We start from the raw sequence: 17,600 nt of genomic DNA, 5'->3' as shown, positions 1-17,600 counted from the left end.
TTCATTCGGCACACGCGGCATCCCATCTCACACCCATCCGCATTGGACTTCTTGAATGGCGCACGCCCTCCGCTCCGACCTCCGAAACGTCGCGATCGTCGCACACGTCGACCACGGCAAGACCACGCTCGTCGAGGCCATGCTGCGCCAGACCGGCTCGTTCGGCGAGCACGCGCACCTCGAAGAGCGCTCCATGGACTCCGGTGATCTGGAACGCGAGAAGGGCATCACGATCCTCGCGAAGAACACCGCGATCACGTACCAGGGCGTCCACGCCGAGACGCCTGTCACGATCAACGTCATCGACACCCCGGGCCACGCCGACTTCGGCGGTGAGGTCGAGCGCGGCCTGTCGATGGTCGACGGCGTCGTGCTGCTGGTGGACGCGTCCGAGGGCCCGCTGCCGCAGACCCGCTTCGTGCTGCGCAAGGCGCTCGAGGCGAAGCTTCCCGTCATCCTCCTGGTCAACAAGACCGACCGGCCCGACGCGCGCATCGCCGAGGTCGAGGCCGAGGCGCAGGATCTGCTGCTGGGACTGGCATCCGATCTCGTCGACGACGTGCCCGATCTCGATGTCGACGCGCTCCTCGACGTGCCCGTCGTCTACGCGTCCGGCCGCGCCGGCGCCGCCTCGCGCAACCGCCCCGCCAACGGCGAGCTGCCCGACAACGACGACCTCGAACCGCTGTTCGGGGCGATCCTCGAGCACATCCCGGCGCCGTCGTACGACGACGAGGCGCCCCTGCAGGCGTGGGTGACGAACCTCGACTCCAGCCCGTTCCTCGGCCGCCTCGCGCTTCTGCGTGTGTTCAACGGCACGCTGAAGAAGGGCCAGACCGTCGCCTGGGTGCGCGCCGACGGCACCACGAGCAGCGCACGCATCACCGAGCTGCTGATGACGCGTGCGCTCGAGCGCTACCCGGCCGAGTCCGCCGGCCCCGGCGACATCGTCGCCATCGCGGGCTTCGCCGACATCACGATCGGCGAGACGATCGCCGACCCGAACGACGTGCGTCCGCTGCCGCAGATCCACGTCGACGACCCGGCCATCTCGATGACCATCGGCACGAACACCTCGCCCCTGGTGGGCAAGGTCAAGGGCCACAAGCTCACCGCGCGCATGGTGAAGGACCGCCTCGACCGCGAGCTGATCGGCAACGTGTCGCTCAAGGTCGTCGACATCGGCCGGCCGGATGCCTGGGAGGTGCAGGGCCGCGGCGAGCTGGCGCTGGCCATCCTCGTCGAGAACATGCGTCGCGAGGGCTTCGAGCTCACCGTCGGCAAGCCGCAGGTCGTCACCAAGCAGATCGACGGCAAGACCCACGAGCCGTTCGAGCACCTCACCATCGACGCCCCCGAGGAGTACCTCGGCGCGATCACGCAGCTGCTCGCGAACCGCAAGGGCCGCATGGAGGGCATGACCAACCACGGCACGGGCTGGGTGCGCATGGAGTTCGTCGTGCCTGCGCGCGGTCTGATCGGCTTCCGCACCGAGTTCATGACCACCACGCGCGGCACCGGCATCGCGAACAGCATCTCGCACGGCTACGAGCCGTGGGCGGGGCAGATCACCACGCGGCAGAACGGCTCGATCGTCGCCGACCGCTCCGGCGTCGTGACCCCGTTCGCGATGATCGCACTGCAGGAGCGCATGTCGTTCTTCGTCAAGCCCACGCAAGAGGTCTACGAGGGCATGGTCATCGGCGAGAACTCCCGCAGCGACGACATGGACGTGAACATCACCAAGGAGAAGAAGCTCACCAACATGCGCTCGGCCACGGCCGACACGTTCGAGTCGATGACGCCGCCGCGCGAGCTCTCGCTCGAGGAGAGCCTCGAGTTCGCCCGCGACGACGAGTGCGTCGAGGTGACACCCGAGGTCGTGCGCATCCGCAAGGTGATCCTCGACGCGACGACTCGCGGTCGTGAGGCGTCGCGTCTGAAGCGTCAGGATGCCAACGCCTGACCTGCTCGACCGCACGAAGACCCCGGCCCGGTGCCGGGGTCTTCGGCGTTCTGCGGACGCGTAAGGTAACGAACGCATAACACACTTTCCCGAGCACGACGGGGCGTCATTCCCGGGAAGCGTGCACGTTCTGTGCAGATGAGGGCAGGGTTTCGTCCAGGTGCGGGGCTCAGGCTTGTCTCTCGTGCCCGGGAAACGTCGCTCCCATGAGCGCGCCCCGTGAGGGTCCGGGCCGTCGACAACCCGAAGGTCGAAACCTCACCCCATGATCGATATCCAGAACACCCGCGCGTCTCAGCGGGTCGCAGACCTGGCATCCGCTCACACGCGCATGCGTCGTCCGCTCATCGCCGTCGCGGTCGGTGCCGTGCTGACGGCCACCGCGGCCGCCGGCGCGATCTTCGCTCCCGCGGCGCTCGGCGCCATCCCCTCCGAGCAGGCTCTCGAGCAGGCCGCCGACGCCGCAGACGACGGCAAGATCGCCCTGGTGAACGCCACGTCGCTCAACAACGTGGTCGCCCAGGTCGACTTCGCGCTGCCGACCGAGCGCACCGAGGTCGACCTCAGCGACCTGATCGCCGATGTGAAGAAGCTCACCAAGGCCGACCAGCTGTCGTCCGAAGAGGTCGCCGACCTCACGGCCGACGTCGTGAGCGGCACCACCGTCGTGCAATCGAAGACCGCCGACCTGCAGAACGCGCTGACCGCGGGGAAGGAAGCCGAGGCCGTCCGTGTGGCCGAGGAAGCCGCTCGCGCGAAGGCCGAAGCCGAGCGCATCGCCGCCGAGGAGGCGGCACGGCAGGCGGCCGAGGAGCAGGCACGTCTGGCCGCGGCCAACACCCCCGAGGGCGCGAAGGCGACCGCGCGCGCCATGGCGGCCGAGCGCTACGGCTGGGGCGAGGGAGAGTTCTCGTGCCTCGCGAAGCTGTGGACCAAGGAGTCGGGCTGGAACTACCAGGCCTACAACTCCAACGGCGGGGCCACCGGCATCCCGCAGTCGCTGCCCGGCAGCAAGATGGCGTCGGCGGGTGCGGACTGGCGCACCAACGCGGCGACGCAGATCGCCTGGGGTCTCGGCTACATCGACACCGTGTACGGCTCGCCGTGCGCGGCCTGGGGCCACTCGCAGGCGGTGAACTGGTACTGAGCCGCTGACGCGGCTGGTCAGCGCAGCTCCGACACCAGCACCGCGCTGGTGCCGGGGCTGCGCGCCTCGAAGATGTGCGGCGCGTCGCCCGCGTACGACAGGTAGTCGCCGGGATGCAGCAGCTCAGGCGCGTCGTCCGGCCCGACCAGCGCCTCGCCGCTGATCAGCACGACGTGCTCGGTCGTTCCCGCGTGGTGCGGCAGCGAGCGCCTCGGCTCGCCCGGCTCGGCCTGGATGAGGTAGATGTCGCGCCTCGTGCCGGGAGCGGCGGCCGACAGCAGTGTCGCGAGATACGGGGACGCCGCCGACGGCACTCCCGCGTGATCTCCGACGCGGATGAGCCGCGCCGCCGGAGCGCGGTCGTCGACGAGGGTCGCGAACGGCACACCGAGTGCGTCGCCGATGGCCCACAGCGTCTCGACGCTCGGGTTTCCCGAGCCGCTCTCGAGCTGCGAGACGGTCGCCTTGGAGACGCTCGCGCGACGGGCCAACTCGGACACCGACAGGCCGGCGCCCTCCCGCTCGCGGCGCAGGGAGAGGGCGAGTCGTTCGCGCAGGTCCATGCGTTCAGTATGACAAACGATCGTTCGATTTGACTGAACCAAGCGACATGTTCAGAATGATGCCCATGCGTTCAGCAGAGCGAACACGGGAGCAGAATCACGCCCTCAGAGAGGTGTGGCGCGAGGGCCTCGGCGTCGCCGTCGCCACCAGCGCGTACGGCATCTCGTTCGGCGCCCTGTCGGTGGCATCCGGACTCGACGTCTGGCAGACCTGCGTGCTGAGCCTGCTGATGTTCACCGGCGGGTCGCAGTTCGCCTTCATCGGCGTGTTCGGCGCGGGCGGCATGGCCGCTCTGCCCTCGGCGGTCGCCTCCGCCGCGCTGCTCGGCGTGCGCAACGTCGCCTACGGCATGCGCATGTCGTCGATCATCGGCACCGGCTTCTGGCGTCGGGCCGCCGCCGCGCACGTCACCATCGACGAGTCGACGGCAGTCGCGATCTCTCAGGAGACGCCGCACCTGCGTCGGCTGGGATTCTGGCTCACCGGGGTCGGAGTGCTGATCGGCTGGAACCTCACCACGCTCGCGGGCGCCCTGCTCGGGGACGTGCTCGGCGACCCGAAGGCGTGGGGTCTGGATGCGGCGGCCGCCGCCGCGTTCCTCGCCCTGCTGTGGCCCCGGCTGCGGGAGCGCCAGGCGATCGCTGTCGGCGTGGCTGCCGCCGTCGTCGCCGCGGGGCTCACGCCCTTCCTCATGCCCGGTCTTCCGGTGCTCGTCGCCGCGCTCGTCGCGATCGTGGTCGGCTGGTTCAACTGGCTCGGCCGCCCCGACACGACCGTGGAGGCATCCCGATGACCGTCTGGAGTGCGGTGCTGCTCGCCGCCTGCGTGTGCGTCGGGCTGAAGGCGGCCGGATACCTCGTGCCGGCCGGACTGCTCGAGGCGCCGAGACCGGCACGGATCTCGGATCTGCTCACCGTCGCGCTGCTGGGTGCGCTGGTCGCGGTGCAGAGTCTGGGTGCAGGTCAAGCGGTGATGGTGGATGCCCGGGTGCCGGCAGTGCTCGTCGCCGCCGGTCTGCTGTGGATGCGGCAGTCGTTCCTCGTCGTCGTGTTCGCCGCCGCCGCTGTCGCGGCGCTGCTGCGGATGGCAGGTCTCGCCGGGTGAGCGCTGCTCAGGTGGGGGAGAGCGGCGCGCAGTAGGCTGACTCCGTGCGCAGAATGCTCTCCCGAGGCCTCTCCTGGCTGGCCGCGGCCCTGGTCGGGGCCGTCTACGGCGTCGCTGCGACCATCGCGCACAGCTTCACGATCGGGCCCGTCCCCGTCGGCATGATCCTGGGCGGCATCGCGTGCGCCGCCTTGCTCGTCGCGCTGCGCGCGCTCACCGGCGATCGCTGGGCGGCGCTCGCCGCCGGGCTGGGCATGATGGCGCTACTTCTGGTGATCTCGCAGCGTGGTCCGGGGGGATCGATCGTCGTGCCGAACACCGCGCTCGGCAACATCTGGATGTACGTCGCGGCGGGGATCGTCATGCTGACCGTGGCCTGGCCCGACACCCGCCGGCTGCGGGAGCTGTCCTCGAGTGCCGCCGCATCGCGGGGCGAGGGGCGCTGAGGGGTCGTAGACTGAAGCTGTGACGTACGTGATCGCTCTTCCCTGCGTCGATGTCAAGGACCGCGCCTGCATCGATGAGTGCCCCGTGGACTGCATCTACGAAGGCGAGCGGATGCTGTACATCCACCCCGACGAGTGCGTGGACTGCGGCGCCTGCGAGCCGGTCTGCCCGGTCGAGGCGATCTACTACGAAGACGACCTGCCCGAGGAGTGGGCCGACTACTACAAGGCCAACGTGGAGTTCTTCGACGAGATCGGCTCCCCGGGTGGCGCGTCGAAGGTCGGCGTCTACGACTTCGATCACCCCGTGGTCAGCGCCCTGCCGCCGCAGGGGGACTGAGTGGGAGTCCGGGATCTCGCGGACTACCCCTGGGATGCGGTGGTTCCCTACCGCGAGCGGGCGGCCCGGCATCCCGATGGGCTCGTCGATCTGTCGATCGGCTCGCCGGTCGACCCCACCCCCGAGGTGATCCGCCGGGCACTCGCCGAGGCGACCGACGCGCACGCCTATCCGCAGACGGTCGGCACGAGCGACGTGCGCCGGGCCATCGTCGACTGGTACGTGCGACGGCGCGGTGTGCCCGCCCTCACCGAGGCGAACGTCCTGCCCACCATCGGGTCGAAAGAGCTCGTCGCGCTGCTGCCGCTCCTGCTCGGCCTGGGGGCGGGCGATGTCGTCGTGCACCCGCGCGTCGCCTACCCGACCTACGCGGTCGGTGCGGCGGTCTCAGGTGCGACCGCCGTCGCCGCCGACGACCCGGCGGAATGGCCCGAGGGTGCGAAGCTCATCTGGATCAACAGCCCCGGAAATCCCGACGGGCGCACCTGGGACGTCGAGGCTCTCCGCGCCGCCGTGCGCCGGGCGCGCGATCTCGGCGCCGTGCTGGCGAGCGACGAGTGCTACGCCGAACTCGGCTGGGACGGTCCCTGGCAGAGCGAGGCGATCCCGTCGGTGCTCGACCCGCGGGTCACCGACGGCAGCCGTGCGAACCTGCTCAGCGTCTACTCGCTCAGCAAGCAGTCCAACCTCGCGGGCTACCGCGCGGCGTTCATCGCCGGCTGCTCGACCCTGATCGGCGACATCCTCGCCGCGCGCAAGCATCTCGGGCTGATGCCGCCCGCGCCCGTGCAGCACGCGATGGCCGTCGCCCTGCGCGACGACGAGCACGTCGCCGCGCAGAAGAGGCTCTACCGTCAGCGCCGCGACGTGCTGCGGCCAGCGCTCGTCGAGGCGGGGTTCCGCATCGACGGCTCCGAGGCCGGCCTATACCTGTGGGCCACCGAGGGACGCGATGCGTGGGAGTCGATGGACCGGCTGGCATCCCTCGGCATCCTGGCCGGCCCCGGCCACTTCTACGGCGACCACTCCGCACAGCACGTGCGCCTCTCGCTCACCGCGCCGCTCGAGCGGGTGCAGCAGGCGGCAGCGCGTCTGATCGCCGCCGATCACTGACTTTTGTGCGCACCGCGCGGTGATGAGGGGCACCTCTTGGAGGATGTCACAGTAGGCCGCGGTCGCGACTAGGCTGTAGAGGCGATGTGGTCTGCTGGACCGGCGCTGCGTGCGTCTCTCATCGCCCACGACGACACGAACGCAGCAGGAGGTTGGCGTGAGCGCAGCTCAGCCCGAGAAGGCGACACTTTCGATCGGCGACACCACGGCGGAATTCCCCGTCGTGCGCGCAAGCAGCGGCACCGACAGCATCGACTTCTCGACGCTCACGCGTCAGACCGGGTACACGGCTCTCGACTACGGCTTCGTGAACACCGCGTCCACCAAGTCGGCCGTCACCTTCATCGACGGAGATCAGGGCATCCTGCGCTACCGCGGCTACCCGATCGAGCAGATCGCGAAGAACTGCAGCTACCTCGAGGTGGCGTGGCTGCTGATCTACGGCGAGCTGCCCAGCGCGAGCGAGCTCGCTGAGTTCGACGAGAAGATCCGCCGGCACACCCTGCTGCACGAGGATCTCAAGCACTTCTTCTCGGCGCTGCCGCACACCGCGCACCCGATGGCGGTGCTGTCGTCGGCGGTCGCCGCGCTGTCGACCTACTACGAGGGCCAGACCGACCCGCACAACCCCGAGCATGTCGAGCTGAACATGGTGCGCATGCTCGCCAAGCTGCCGGTCATCGCCGCGTACGCGCACAAGAAGAGCGTCGGACAGGCGTTCCTGTACCCCGACAACTCGCTGAGCTTCGTCGACAACTTCCTCAAGCTCAACTTCGGCGTGCACAGCGAGCCGTACGAGGTAAACCCCGTGATGTCGAAGGCGCTCGAGCTGCTGCTGATCCTGCACGAGGACCACGAGCAGAACGCGTCGACGTCGACGGTGCGTCTGGTCGGCTCGACCGGCGCCAACCAGTTCGCGTCGATCTCGGCCGGCATCCAGGCGCTCTCCGGACCGCTGCACGGCGGGGCCAACGAGGCGGTGCTGACCATGCTCGGGCAGATCCGCGAGTCGGGCCAGAGCGTGCAGCGCTTCGTCGAGAGCGTGAAGAACAAGGAGGCCGGTGTGAAGCTGATGGGCTTCGGGCACCGCGTCTACAAGAACTACGACCCGCGCGCGAAGCTGGTCAAGGAGGCTGCCGACGAGGTACTCGCCGAGCTCGGCGTGACCGATCCGCTGCTCGACCTCGCCAAGGAGCTCGAGGAGATCGCGCTCGCCGACGACTACTTCAGAGAGCGCCGGCTGTACCCGAACGTCGACTTCTACACCGGTGTGATCTACAAGGCGATGGGCTTCCCCACGCGCATGTTCACCGTGCTGTTCGCCATCGGCCGCCTGCCCGGCTGGCTGGCGCAGTGGCGTGAGCTGAACCTCGACCCGCAGACCAAGATCGGTCGGCCGCAGCAGCTGTACACCGGCTCGCCGGAGCGCTCGTTCCCCACGCGCTGAGTCGCGGGGGAGGCGCTTGTCGGGCGCGTCGGGCAACCTCAGCGGGTTCAGCACGAAAGAGCGGCCCGCCACGGAGTTCCGTGGCGGGCCGCTCTTGTGAGCTCTCGGTGGAGTCGCGCGTCAGCGCCCCTGCGGGCGGCTGGCGCGGCGCGATCCGGTGCGCGCGCGACCTGCGCCGTGCTGCTGGCCGGTCGACGACGGGCGCGCGGCGCCGTGGTCGCCCTGGCGCTGCTGGCCCGCCGGGGCTCCGGTCTGGGTGGAGTAGCGCGGCTGGCTGCTCTGAGCGTGCGTGCGGGCGCGCTCGCGACCGGCATCCGTGCGCTGCACCGTGTCGCCGGTGCGACCCGAGCGACGGCGGCCCGAGCCGGAGCGTGCGCGGGCCTCGCCGCCGGACTGCTGCGCCGGCTTGGCCTTCGGCTTGTTCTGCTGCGGGGCGACCGGGACCGTCTTGACCTTCGCGGCGCGCTCGCCGACGAGCTCGTCGACGATGGCGGGCGTGACGTCCTCCAGGCCCACGGTGATCTGCGCCTTGCGCAGGATGTCCTTCACGTCGCGGCGCTGCTCGGGCAGCATCAGCGTGACCACGGTGCCGGCGGCACCCGCACGGGCGGTGCGGCCGGAGCGGTGCAGGTACGCCTTGTGCTCGACGGGCGGGTCGACGTGCACGACCAGCTCGACGTCGTCGACGTGCACGCCGCGCGCGGCGACGTCGGTCGCGACGAGCACACGCACGCCGCCGTTCGCGGGGTCGGCGCCGAACGCGGCGAGGTTGCGCTCGCGCGCGTTCTGCCCGAGGTTGCCGTGCAGGTCGACCGACGGGATGCCCGCCGAGGTCAGCTGCTTGGCGAGCTTCTTGGCGTGGTGCTTGGTGCGGGTGAACAGGATGCGACGGCCCAGACCCGATGCGAGGTCCTCGACGAGCTTCTTCTTGGCATCCGCGTCAGACGCGATGAGCACGCGGTGGGTCATCTCACCGACCGGCACGCTCGCCTCGTCGACCTCGTGGCTGACCGGGTTGGAGAGGAACCGCTTCGCGAGCGAGTCGATGCCGCGGTCGAGGGTGGCGCTGAACAGCAGGCGCTGCCCGCCGGCCGGAGTGGCCGAGAGGATGCGGGTCACACCGGGCAGGAAGCCCAGGTCGGCCATGTGGTCGGCCTCGTCGAGCACGGCGACCTCGACGGCGCCGAGCGAGACGACGCCCTGCTTCATGAGGTCTTCGAGGCGGCCGGGGCACGCCACGACGATGTCGACGCCGGCACGCAGCGCCTGCTCCTGCGGGCGCTGCGAGACACCGCCGAACACCGTGGTGACGCGCATGCCGACGGCCTCGGCGAGCGGCTTGATGGTCGCGGCGATCTGGGTGGCGAGCTCGCGGGTCGGCGCGAGCACGAGTCCGCGGGGACGGCCGGGCTGTCGGCGCGTGCCGGATGCCGACAGGCGGGCGACCAGGGGCAGTGCGAACGCGATGGTCTTGCCGCTGCCGGTGCGGCCGCGGCCGAGCAGGTCACGGCCGGCGAGCGAGTCGGGAAGCGTGTCGCGCTGGATGGCGAACGCCTCGGTCTTGCCGTCGGCGGCCAGAACGTCGGCCAGCGCGGCGGGCACGCCGAGATCGAGGAAGGAAGGCATAGGAGTATCTCCGGGAAGGCGCAGCATGGCTGCGGAAGGGGGCGACGGCGCGGGATCGCGCATCGTTTCGCCGCTCGAGTGACCGCGACCGGATGCCGGTGCGGAAGGATTTCGACGACGCAGACGTCTCGCTTCGCGAGGGGCGTCGGATCCCACACTAACAGCAGGCGCGGACGCGGGCCTGAACGTGCACCGTGATCAGGCGTGCAGCATCTCGTTCAGCGTCACCCCGTGGCCCGAGCGCTGCACGACCTCGACCGCGCCGCTCAGCGAGTTGCGGCGGAACAGCAGCCCGCTGCGGCCCGACAGCTCGGCGGCCTTGATCGTCTGCCGCGCGCCCTCCGGCGTGGCCGGGGCGTCGGCGACGACGACCTTGGTTCCCGCGGTGAGGTACAGCCCGGCCTCGACGATGCAGTCGTCGCCGAGCGAGATCCCGATGCCCGCGTTCGCCCCCAGCAGCGTGCGCGCGCCGATCGAGACGCGGTGCTGGCCGCCGCCCGAGAGCGTGCCCATGATCGATGCGCCGCCGCCGATGTCGCTGCCGTCGCCGACCACGACGCCCTGCGAGATGCGCCCCTCCACCATCGACGCGCCGAGGGTGCCGGCGTTGAAGTTCACGAAGCCCTCGTGCATGACCGTCGTGCCGGGGGAGAGGTGGGCGCCGAGGCGCACCCGCGATGCGTCGGCGATGCGCACGCCGGCGGGCTGCACGTAGTCGGTCAGGCGGGGGAACTTGTCGAGACCCTGCACCTGGATGCCGTGCCGCTGCAGCACCGGCCTCAGTCCCGCCGCATCGGCCGGATGCATCGGCCCGGCGTTGGTCCACGCCACGGTCGGCAGGTGCGCGAAGATGCCGTCGAGGCTGAGCTCGTTGGGACGCACCAGCAGGTGCGACAGGGCGTGCAGGCGCAGATACGCGTCAGCGGTGGACGCGACCGGCGTGTCGAGGTCGACGACGAGCTGCACGAACTCGATCGTCACTCCCCGGCGTTCGTCGTCGTCGACGAACGCGCCCCACGCGGATGCCGCCGCTGCGGCATCGTCGGGCTCCTGGGCACCGAGCCCGAGCTCGGGGTACCAGGCGTCGAGGACGGTGCCGTCGGACGTGATCGTGCTCAGGCCGACGCCCCAGACCGTGCGTGCAGTGCTCATGCCCTCTACGGTACGGGGCCACGCGGATTCGCGGTGGGATGTGTCGGCGTGGCTAGGCTGGGCGCATGGCGCTGGATCTGACTGCATCCTCTCTCGAGCTCACCCGCACGATCTGCGACATCCCGAGCGTGTCCGGCGGCGAGGCGCTGCTGGCAGACGAGATCGAGGCGGCGGTGCGGGCATACCCGCACCTCGAGGTGGTGCGTCACGGCAACACCGTCGTCGCCCGCACGGATCTCGGCAGGGCGCAGCGCGTGGTCATCGCCGGACACATCGACACCGTTCCGATCAACGGCAACGTGCCCACCCGCGACGTCGAGATCGACGGCGCGGGATACCTGTGGGGTCGCGGCACGGTCGACATGAAGGCCGGCGTGGCGGTGCAGCTCAAGCTGGCAGCCGAGCTCACCGACCCCTCGGTCGACATCACCTGGATGTGGTACGACAACGAGGAGGTGGACGCCGCGCTGAACGGTCTCAACCTGCTCGCCCAGGCGCGCCCCGACCTCTTCGCCGCCGACTTCGCCATCCTCGGCGAGCCGTCCGACGGGCGCGTGGAGGGCGGATGCAACGGAACGCTGCGCGCAGTCGTCCGCGTGCACGGTGTCCGCGCGCACAGCGCGCGCTCGTGGATCGGCGAGAACGCGATCCACGCGGCGGCCCCGATCCTCACCCGGCTGGCCGAGTACCGGGCCCGCGAGGTCACGGTCGAAGGGCTGGGCTACCGCGAGGGGCTCAACGCGGTCAGCATCCGCGGCGGCGTCGCCGGCAACGTCATCCCGGACCTGTGCGAGGTCGAGGTCAACTACCGCTTCGCGCCGAACAAGAGCGAGGCCGACGCCGAGGAGCACGTGCGCGCGGCCTTCGCGGGGTTCGAGGTGGAGGTCCTCGATGTCGCCGGCGGCGCTCGGCCCGGCCTGGACGCGCCGATCGCTCAGCAGTTCCTCGCCGCCGTCGGAGGAGAGGCGCACGCCAAGTACGGCTGGACCGACGTCGCGCGGTTCTCGGCCATGGGCGTTCCCGCCGTCAACTACGGCCCCGGCGATCCGCACCTCGCACACCACGATGAGGAGCGCGTGCCGGTCGAGCAGATCGAGGACGTCGAACGCGGACTGCGCGCGTGGCTCACCGCGTCCTGACCGGCGCACTGCGCGGTTGGGTGCGCATTCCCGTCCCCGCCCGCATCGCGATCATCTACCTGCTGTCGGCGCTGGTGACAACGGGGCTCTTCGCGCTCGCCGCGGTCGGCTCGAGCGTCTCATCGCGTTTCGGTACGACGCCGACGCTGGGCGATTACGCGGTCGGCTGGGACGCCCAGTGGTATTGGACGGTCGCGGTGTTCGGCTATCCGACCGAGCTGCCGGTGAACGGCACCGGCGAGGTCGTCGAGAACGCCTGGGCGTTCATGCCGGTGTACGCATACCTCGCGCGGGTGGTGGGCCTGGGTGACTGGGCGGCCGGGGCGGTGCTGGTGTCGCTCGTGTCGGGGTATCTCGCCTGTCTCGCGCTGTTCCGGCTGCTCCGGCCCCGGATCGGGGCGACCGCGGCGCTGTGGGCGGTGGTGTTCTTCGCGAGCGGGCCGCTCGCCGCGCTGTTCCAGGTCGGGTACGCCGAGAGTCTGTTCGTGCTGCTGCTGCTCGTGGCGCTCGACCTCGTGTCGCGACACCGGTACGGGTGGCTGTTCCTGGTGATCCCGGTGATGGGCTTCACCCGGCCCGGCGTACTGGCGTTCGCGCTGTTCCTCGGGCTGCACGGCATCTCGCGGTGGGTGACGCGTCACAGGCATCCGCTGCCGGGCAAGGACATCGTGCACATCGTCGCGCTCGGCGCGCTGACGACGGTGGTCGGCTTCTCGTGGCCGGTGATCACCGGGATCGTCACGGGCGATCCCGGCGGGTACCTGAAGACCGAGCTGTCGTGGCGCCGGAACTGGCTCAGCGACGCGTCCGGCGATTTCATCCCCTTCGAGGGCTTCGTGCGCGGGGCTGAGTTCTGGGCCGGTCAGTGGGGGATGCCAGCATGGGCGGGTTGGGCGATCCTCGCGGTGCTGGTGATCGGCGCGGTGTACGCCCTGCTGCGTGCGCGCAGCGTGCGGCGGCTCGGACCCGACATCCGGCTCTGGAGTGCGAGTTACCTGCTGTACCTGCTGGCGGTGTTCTTCCCGCAGTCGAGCACCTTCCGCCTGCTCTTCCCGCTGACCCCGCTCGCCGGAGCCCTCGCGGTGCCGCGCTCGCGGGCGTATCGGTGGGGGGTGCTGCTGGTCTGCCTGCTGCTGCAGTGGGTCTGGATCCTCGCGATGTACGGCTCGGCGCAGACGTTCTGGCAGATCCCGTGACCCGGATGTGACGCGCGTAACGCCGAAGGCGAAGGGTACCGATAAACTTGACCCATACCACCGAGGGAAAGGGTGCCACGATGGCAGCGATGAAGCCGAGGACCGGCGACGGACCGATGGAGGCCGTGAAGGAGGGGCGACTCATCATCGTGCGGGTTCCGCTCGAGGGCGGCGGCCGTCTGGTCGTCTCCGTGAACGACGCAGAGGCGAAGGAGCTTCACGACGTGCTGGGCGCCGTCGTGAGCGCCTGACCTTCCGATGAGAGGGGCGGTGGATCTTCGGATCCACCGCCCCTCTGCTGTATCGGGCCGGGGTCTACTCGACGATGCGGGCGAGCTGCAGCAGCCCCTCGCCGACGGTCGACAGGGCGGCGAGCACCGCCTGCGACTCCTGGGTCTCCTGCACCAGCGAACGGTAGGCGCTGGTCACCGCGTCACGCTGCACCGGGTCGGCGACGCGGCCGCCCTGCAGCACGCGCGGCACGAGCACGAGGCCGCCGGTGCGCACGAGACGCAGGCCGTGCTCGACGTACTCGATGACGTTCTCGGCGTCGGCGTCGATGAAGACGATGTCGTACGCGCCTTCGTTCATGCGCGGCAGCACGTCGGCCGCGCGGCCGGTGATGAAGCGCCCGCGGACCGCGGGGATGCGCGCGTCGGCGAACGCCTGGCGAGCGGCTGCCAGGTGCTCGCGCTCGTTGTCGATGGTGGTCAGCACCGCCTGCGGCGCTCCGCGCAGCAGCCACAGGCCGGAGACTCCGGCGCCGGTGCCGATCTCGAGGATCGATCGTGCGGCGCTGGCGGCGGCCAGCACCGCGCTCTGCGCGCCCACCGCGGCGCTGATCGGGGCGGCTCCGAGTTCCAGGGCGTGGGCGCGCGCGCGTGCGATCGCGGCGGGTTCCACGATCGTCTCTCGCGCGAATCGGGCGTTCGCGTCGTGCTCGCTCATGGGTCTCTCCTCGGAAAAGCTTGTGCTCACCAGCGTAAGCGGCGGCGGCGGATCACGCCGGGAGGCGCGGCGGGTAGCCTGGGGGGATGGAACTGGGGTTGACCTTCGACAAGCTGCTGCTGATCGGGCTTATCGCTGTCATCATCATCGGCCCCGAGCGTCTGCCGAAGGCCGCGGAGTCGTTCGCGAAGTTCGTGCGCCGCGCGGGAGAGTACCTCCGCGACACGAAAAGCAGGATGCGCGACGAGCTCGGCCCGGAGATCGACGAGGTCGACTGGCGCAAGCTCGATCCGCGTCAGTACGACCCGCGCCGGATCATCCGCGACGCGCTCTTCGAAGAGCCGGAGTTCGAGGCGAAGCCGGTGTCGGCGCCGACGGCCGTCGCCACCGATCCGGTCGCGCCCGTGCGGCCGCGCATGACGCGCACGTACTTCTCCCGCCAGACCCCGCCGCCGTTCGACGTCGAGGCCACCTGACGGCGCTCAGCTGAGCCGCAGCGGAAGCGTGCGGCCGGAGAGCCCCCGGCCGCGGTGGGCGATCCGCTGCGCGACATCGACGATGGCGCGTGCCGCGATGTCGTCGGGCTCCCCGAGAACCACCGGCACCCCGTGGTCGCCGCCCCGGCGCAGCGCCGGGCTGAGCGGGATGGATGCCAGCAGCGGCACGTCGTCGCCGTCGGCGCTGAGCGCTCTCGCCACCTCGGCTCCGCCGCCCTCGCCGAACAGGTCGAGCACGGTGCCGTCGGGCAGCGCGAACGGCGCCATGTTCTCGATCACGCCGATCACCCGCTGACCGGTCTGCCGGGCGACGAGCCCGCTGCGGATCGCGACGTCCGCCGCCGCCGGCTGCGGGGTGGTCACCACGAGCACCTCGGCGTGCGGCAGGATCTGGCCGATCGAGATCGCGATGTCTCCGGTGCCCGGCGGCATGTCGATCAGCAGCACGTCGAGGTCGCCGAAGAACACGTCGGTGAGGAACTGCTGCACGGTGCGGTGAAGCATCGGTCCGCGCCACGCGACCACGGCCTCGCCGTCGCGCAGGAACATGCCGATCGACACCGTCTTCACGTCGTGCGCGACCGGCGGCAGCATGAGGTCGTCGATGCGGGTGGGCTGCGTGCCGGGCGCGATGCCGAGCAGCCCCGGGATCGAGAAGCCGTGCACATCGGCATCCACCAGCCCGACCCGGAGGCCCTGTCGGGCGAGGGCGACGGCCAGGTTCGCGGTGACGGTGGACTTGCCGACGCCGCCCTTCCCGCTCGAGACGAGGATCACCCGCGTCAGCGAGTCCGGTCCGAACGGCATCTGCCGGGCGGGGCGTCCCGCGCGCAGCTTCTCGGTGAGCGCGCGCCGCTCGTCGGAGGTCATCACGCCGACGTCGACGGTGACCTCGTCGATGCCGGGCACGGATGCCGCGGCATCCCGCACATCCTGCTCGATGTGCTGCGCGGCGGGGCATCCGACGATCGTGAGCACGATCCCGACCCGCGCCGTGGCGCCGTCGACGGCGATGTCGCGCACCATGTCGAGGTCGCCGATCGGGCGGCGCAGCTCGGGGTCGGTGACGGCGGCGACGGCCGCGCGCACGCGGTCAGCGAGCGTCATGACTGCTCTCCGGTGCGCTCTCGTCGTTCAGGTCGGCGAGCAGGGCTTTCAGCTCCTGGCGCAGCGCGTCGCGGGTGATCTGCTGGTTCGAGCGCTCCTCGAGCGCCATCCGCAGCGCGACGATCTCGCGGGCGAGGTACTCGGTGTCGGCGAGGTTGCGCTCGGCGCGCTGGCGGTCCTGCTCGATCTGCACGCGGTCGCGGTCGTCCTGGCGGTTCTGGGCGAGCAGGATGAGGGGAGCGGCGTACGAGGCCTGCAGCGACAGGATCAGTGTGAGGGCGGTGAAGCCGAGGGCAGCCGAGTCGAAGCGCCACCACCCGTTCTGCTCGGCCAGCATCGTGTAGCCGATCCAGAGTGCGCAGAACAGGGTGAGGATCGTGAGGAAGGTCGGGGTTCCCATCGCGCGGGCGACCCACTCGGTGAACCGGCCGAACCGGTCGCGCGACGGCGCCTGCGTCCGCGCGACTCCCCGGGTTCCGGGGGTGTCGAGGCGCGCGGTGCGCGACGGACGCGCCATCATCGGATTCCCGCTGTCGGCTCGTCGGCGTCGTGGGTGCGCCAGTCGTCGGGCAGCAGGTAGTCGAGCACGTCATCGACGCTGATGGCGCCCACCAGGCGGTGCGCGCTGTCGATCACGGGGAGCGAGACGAGGTCGTAGCTGGCGAGCATGCGGGCGACCTCCGCCGCCGACGCGGTGACGGCGACCGGTTCGACGGACTCGTCGAGGATCGCGCCGAGCCGCTCGTGCGGGGGATAGCGCAGCATCTTCTGGAAGTGCACGACGCCGAGCAGGCGCCCCGTCGGGGTCTCGAACGGCGGCAGCGTGACGAACACGGCTGCGGCGAGGGCCGGATGCAGCTCGTGGCGACGGATGAGCGCCAGCGCTTCGGCGACGGTCGCGTCGGCCGACAGGATGATCGGCTCGGGGGTCATCAGTCCGCCGGCGGTGTCGGCGCCGTAGCGCAGCAGCTTGCGGACGTCCTCGGCCTCTTCCGGGTCCATCAGGGTGAGCAGGTGCTCGAGTCGCTCCGGCGGCAGCTGGGCGAGCAGGTCGGCGGCGTCGTCGGGCTCCATCTCGTCGAGCACGTCAGCGGCGCGCTCGTCGCCCAGTCGATCGAGGATGCCGACCTGGTCGTTCTCGGGCATCTCCTCGAGCGCGTCGGCGAGTCGTTCGTCGGGCAGCTCTTCAGCGACCTCGATCCGTCGCTCCTGGGGCAGGTCGAGCAGGGTGGTGGCGAGGTCGGCGGCGTGCAGCTCGGAGTAGGTGGCGACCAGCTGCTCGGCCGACTGCGCCTCGCCGGGCTCTCGTAGCTCGGCGACCTCGTTCCACGAGGCGAATGTGGTCGGGCCCTTGGCGAACGGCGAGGCGCTGGTCTTCGCCTTGCGCAGGAACAGCTGGGTGATTCCCCATTCGCCGTGCCGGTCCTGTTCGATGGCGACGTCTTCGACCACGGCCGTGGCGCCGCCGTCGATGAGGCTGACCCGGCGGCCGAGGAACTCGGCGACCACGCGTACCTCCCCGGGGCGGGGCTGGAAGCGACGCACGTTGATGAGGCCGGTGGTGATGACCTGGCCGGCGCGGATCGAGGTGACGCGGCCGATCGAGAGGAAGACGTGGCGGCGGCCGGGGATCTCCACGACGAGGCCGATGACCCGCGGTGAGGCCGTCTTGCGGTACACGATGACGACGTCGCGCACTTTGCCGAGGCGGTCGCCGGCGGGGTCGAAGACGGCGCATCCTGCCAGTCGTGCGACGAAGACCCGTTGTGTGCTCACGCGTCAAGCGTAGTCCGCGAGGGCGCTGTCGG

General features: G+C 70.6%; 19 protein-coding genes. 12 read left to right on the top strand and 7 right to left on the bottom strand.

The genetic code is table 11. The features are described from left to right. The first annotated feature begins 55 nt into the window (after positions 1–55). Positions 56–1,966 (top strand): translational GTPase TypA, encoded by a 1,911-nt coding sequence (typA, locus tag ACWIDW_RS13040; RefSeq protein WP_454125745.1) that lies wholly within the window; start codon positions 56–58, stop codon positions 1,964–1,966. 265 nt (positions 1,967–2,231) lie between these two features. Then, positions 2,232–3,113: an aggregation-promoting factor C-terminal-like domain-containing protein gene (locus tag ACWIDW_RS13035; RefSeq protein ID WP_454125744.1), complete on the top strand. Its 882-nt coding sequence runs from the start codon at positions 2,232–2,234 to the stop codon at positions 3,111–3,113. A 17-nt stretch (positions 3,114–3,130) separates the two neighbouring features. Here ACWIDW_RS13035 and ACWIDW_RS13030 read toward each other — a convergent pair whose 3' ends face one another. Next, on the bottom strand, positions 3,131–3,676 hold the full coding sequence (locus ACWIDW_RS13030; protein ID WP_454125743.1) for a helix-turn-helix domain-containing protein: 546 nt from the start codon (positions 3,674–3,676) through the stop codon (positions 3,131–3,133). Positions 3,677–3,741: 65 nt separating this feature from the next. On the opposite strand from ACWIDW_RS13030, the gene ACWIDW_RS13025 reads away from it, so the two are divergent. The 6 genes from ACWIDW_RS13025 (at position 3,742) to ACWIDW_RS13000 (ending at position 8,127) form a co-directional block, all read left to right on the top strand. Next, positions 3,742–4,470: an AzlC family ABC transporter permease gene (locus ACWIDW_RS13025; protein WP_454125742.1), complete on the top strand. Its 729-nt coding sequence runs from the start codon at positions 3,742–3,744 to the stop codon at positions 4,468–4,470. Further along, positions 4,467–4,781 carry an AzlD domain-containing protein gene (locus ACWIDW_RS13020; protein WP_454125741.1) on the top strand — a complete coding sequence of 105 codons (315 nt, stop codon included), beginning with the start codon at positions 4,467–4,469 and terminating at the stop codon, positions 4,779–4,781. Before ACWIDW_RS13025 ends, ACWIDW_RS13020 begins: the two co-directional genes overlap by 4 nt. Positions 4,782–4,834: 53 nt before the next feature. Then, entirely contained in the window at positions 4,835–5,227 is a 393-nt protein-coding gene (locus tag ACWIDW_RS13015) for a histidinol dehydrogenase (RefSeq protein ID WP_454125814.1), read from the top strand. A gap of 19 nt (positions 5,228–5,246) precedes the next feature. Beyond that, positions 5,247–5,567 (top strand): ferredoxin, encoded by a 321-nt coding sequence (gene fdxA, locus ACWIDW_RS13010; protein WP_452322888.1) that lies wholly within the window; start codon positions 5,247–5,249, stop codon positions 5,565–5,567. After that, complete coding sequence (dapC, locus tag ACWIDW_RS13005) at positions 5,568–6,680, top strand: succinyldiaminopimelate transaminase (protein ID WP_454125740.1); 1,113 nt, start codon at positions 5,568–5,570, stop codon at positions 6,678–6,680. It abuts the gene before it with no gap. Positions 6,681–6,837: 157 nt separating this feature from the next. Next, positions 6,838–8,127: a citrate synthase gene (locus ACWIDW_RS13000; protein WP_454125739.1), complete on the top strand. Its 1,290-nt coding sequence runs from the start codon at positions 6,838–6,840 to the stop codon at positions 8,125–8,127. Between the two features lie 120 nt (positions 8,128–8,247). Here the strand turns inward: ACWIDW_RS13000 and ACWIDW_RS12995 are convergent, their stop codons facing one another. Both ACWIDW_RS12995 and dapD read right to left on the bottom strand, forming a co-directional pair. Further along, a complete protein-coding gene (locus tag ACWIDW_RS12995) occupies positions 8,248–9,753 on the bottom strand; it encodes a DEAD/DEAH box helicase (protein WP_454125738.1) in 1,506 nt (501 codons plus the stop codon). Positions 9,754–9,951: 198 nt separating this feature from the next. Next, positions 9,952–10,905 (bottom strand): 2,3,4,5-tetrahydropyridine-2,6-dicarboxylate N-succinyltransferase, encoded by a 954-nt coding sequence (dapD, locus tag ACWIDW_RS12990; RefSeq protein ID WP_454125737.1) that lies wholly within the window; start codon positions 10,903–10,905, stop codon positions 9,952–9,954. A gap of 65 nt (positions 10,906–10,970) precedes the next feature. Between dapD and dapE the strand changes: the two genes are divergently transcribed. The 3 genes from dapE (at position 10,971) to ACWIDW_RS12975 (ending at position 13,491) form a co-directional block, all read left to right on the top strand. Beyond that, positions 10,971–12,044, top strand: a complete 1,074-nt coding sequence (dapE, locus tag ACWIDW_RS12985) for a succinyl-diaminopimelate desuccinylase (protein WP_454125736.1) — start codon at positions 10,971–10,973, stop codon at positions 12,042–12,044. Continuing rightward, complete coding sequence (locus tag ACWIDW_RS12980) at positions 12,026–13,240, top strand: hypothetical protein (RefSeq protein ID WP_454125735.1); 1,215 nt, start codon at positions 12,026–12,028, stop codon at positions 13,238–13,240. The genes dapE and ACWIDW_RS12980 overlap by 19 nt, the downstream gene beginning before the upstream one ends. 80 nt (positions 13,241–13,320) lie before the next feature. Then, entirely contained in the window at positions 13,321–13,491 is a 171-nt protein-coding gene (locus ACWIDW_RS12975) for a DUF3117 domain-containing protein (RefSeq protein ID WP_071644972.1), read from the top strand. Positions 13,492–13,555: 64 nt separating this feature from the next. On the opposite strand, the gene ACWIDW_RS12970 is transcribed toward ACWIDW_RS12975, so the two are convergent. Beyond that, positions 13,556–14,188 (bottom strand): O-methyltransferase, encoded by a 633-nt coding sequence (locus ACWIDW_RS12970; RefSeq protein ID WP_454125734.1) that lies wholly within the window; start codon positions 14,186–14,188, stop codon positions 13,556–13,558. A gap of 86 nt (positions 14,189–14,274) precedes the next feature. Between ACWIDW_RS12970 and ACWIDW_RS12965 the strand changes: the two genes are divergently transcribed. Then, complete coding sequence (locus ACWIDW_RS12965) at positions 14,275–14,664, top strand: Sec-independent protein translocase TatB (RefSeq protein WP_454125733.1); 390 nt, start codon at positions 14,275–14,277, stop codon at positions 14,662–14,664. 6 nt (positions 14,665–14,670) lie between these two features. Here the strand turns inward: ACWIDW_RS12965 and ACWIDW_RS12960 are convergent, their stop codons facing one another. From ACWIDW_RS12960 to ACWIDW_RS12950, 3 genes are read right to left on the bottom strand one after another with little or no spacing between them, the layout of a single operon-like run. Next, positions 14,671–15,792, bottom strand: coding sequence for an Mrp/NBP35 family ATP-binding protein (locus tag ACWIDW_RS12960; protein WP_454125732.1), 1,122 nt, complete (start codon positions 15,790–15,792; stop codon positions 14,671–14,673). Then, positions 15,779–16,309: a DUF1003 domain-containing protein gene (locus tag ACWIDW_RS12955; protein WP_454125731.1), complete on the bottom strand. Its 531-nt coding sequence runs from the start codon at positions 16,307–16,309 to the stop codon at positions 15,779–15,781. Before ACWIDW_RS12955 ends, ACWIDW_RS12960 begins: the two co-directional genes overlap by 14 nt. Next, positions 16,309–17,568 (bottom strand): magnesium transporter MgtE N-terminal domain-containing protein, encoded by a 1,260-nt coding sequence (locus ACWIDW_RS12950; protein ID WP_454125730.1) that lies wholly within the window; start codon positions 17,566–17,568, stop codon positions 16,309–16,311. Before ACWIDW_RS12950 ends, ACWIDW_RS12955 begins: the two co-directional genes overlap by 1 nt. Between the last annotated feature and the right edge of the window lie 32 nt (positions 17,569–17,600).

It is taken from the genome of Microbacterium sp. NPDC055312 (genome assembly GCF_053645675.1).
Note: the sequence above shows the minus strand (reverse complement) of the source record. Positions and strands in the feature narration are given on the sequence as shown.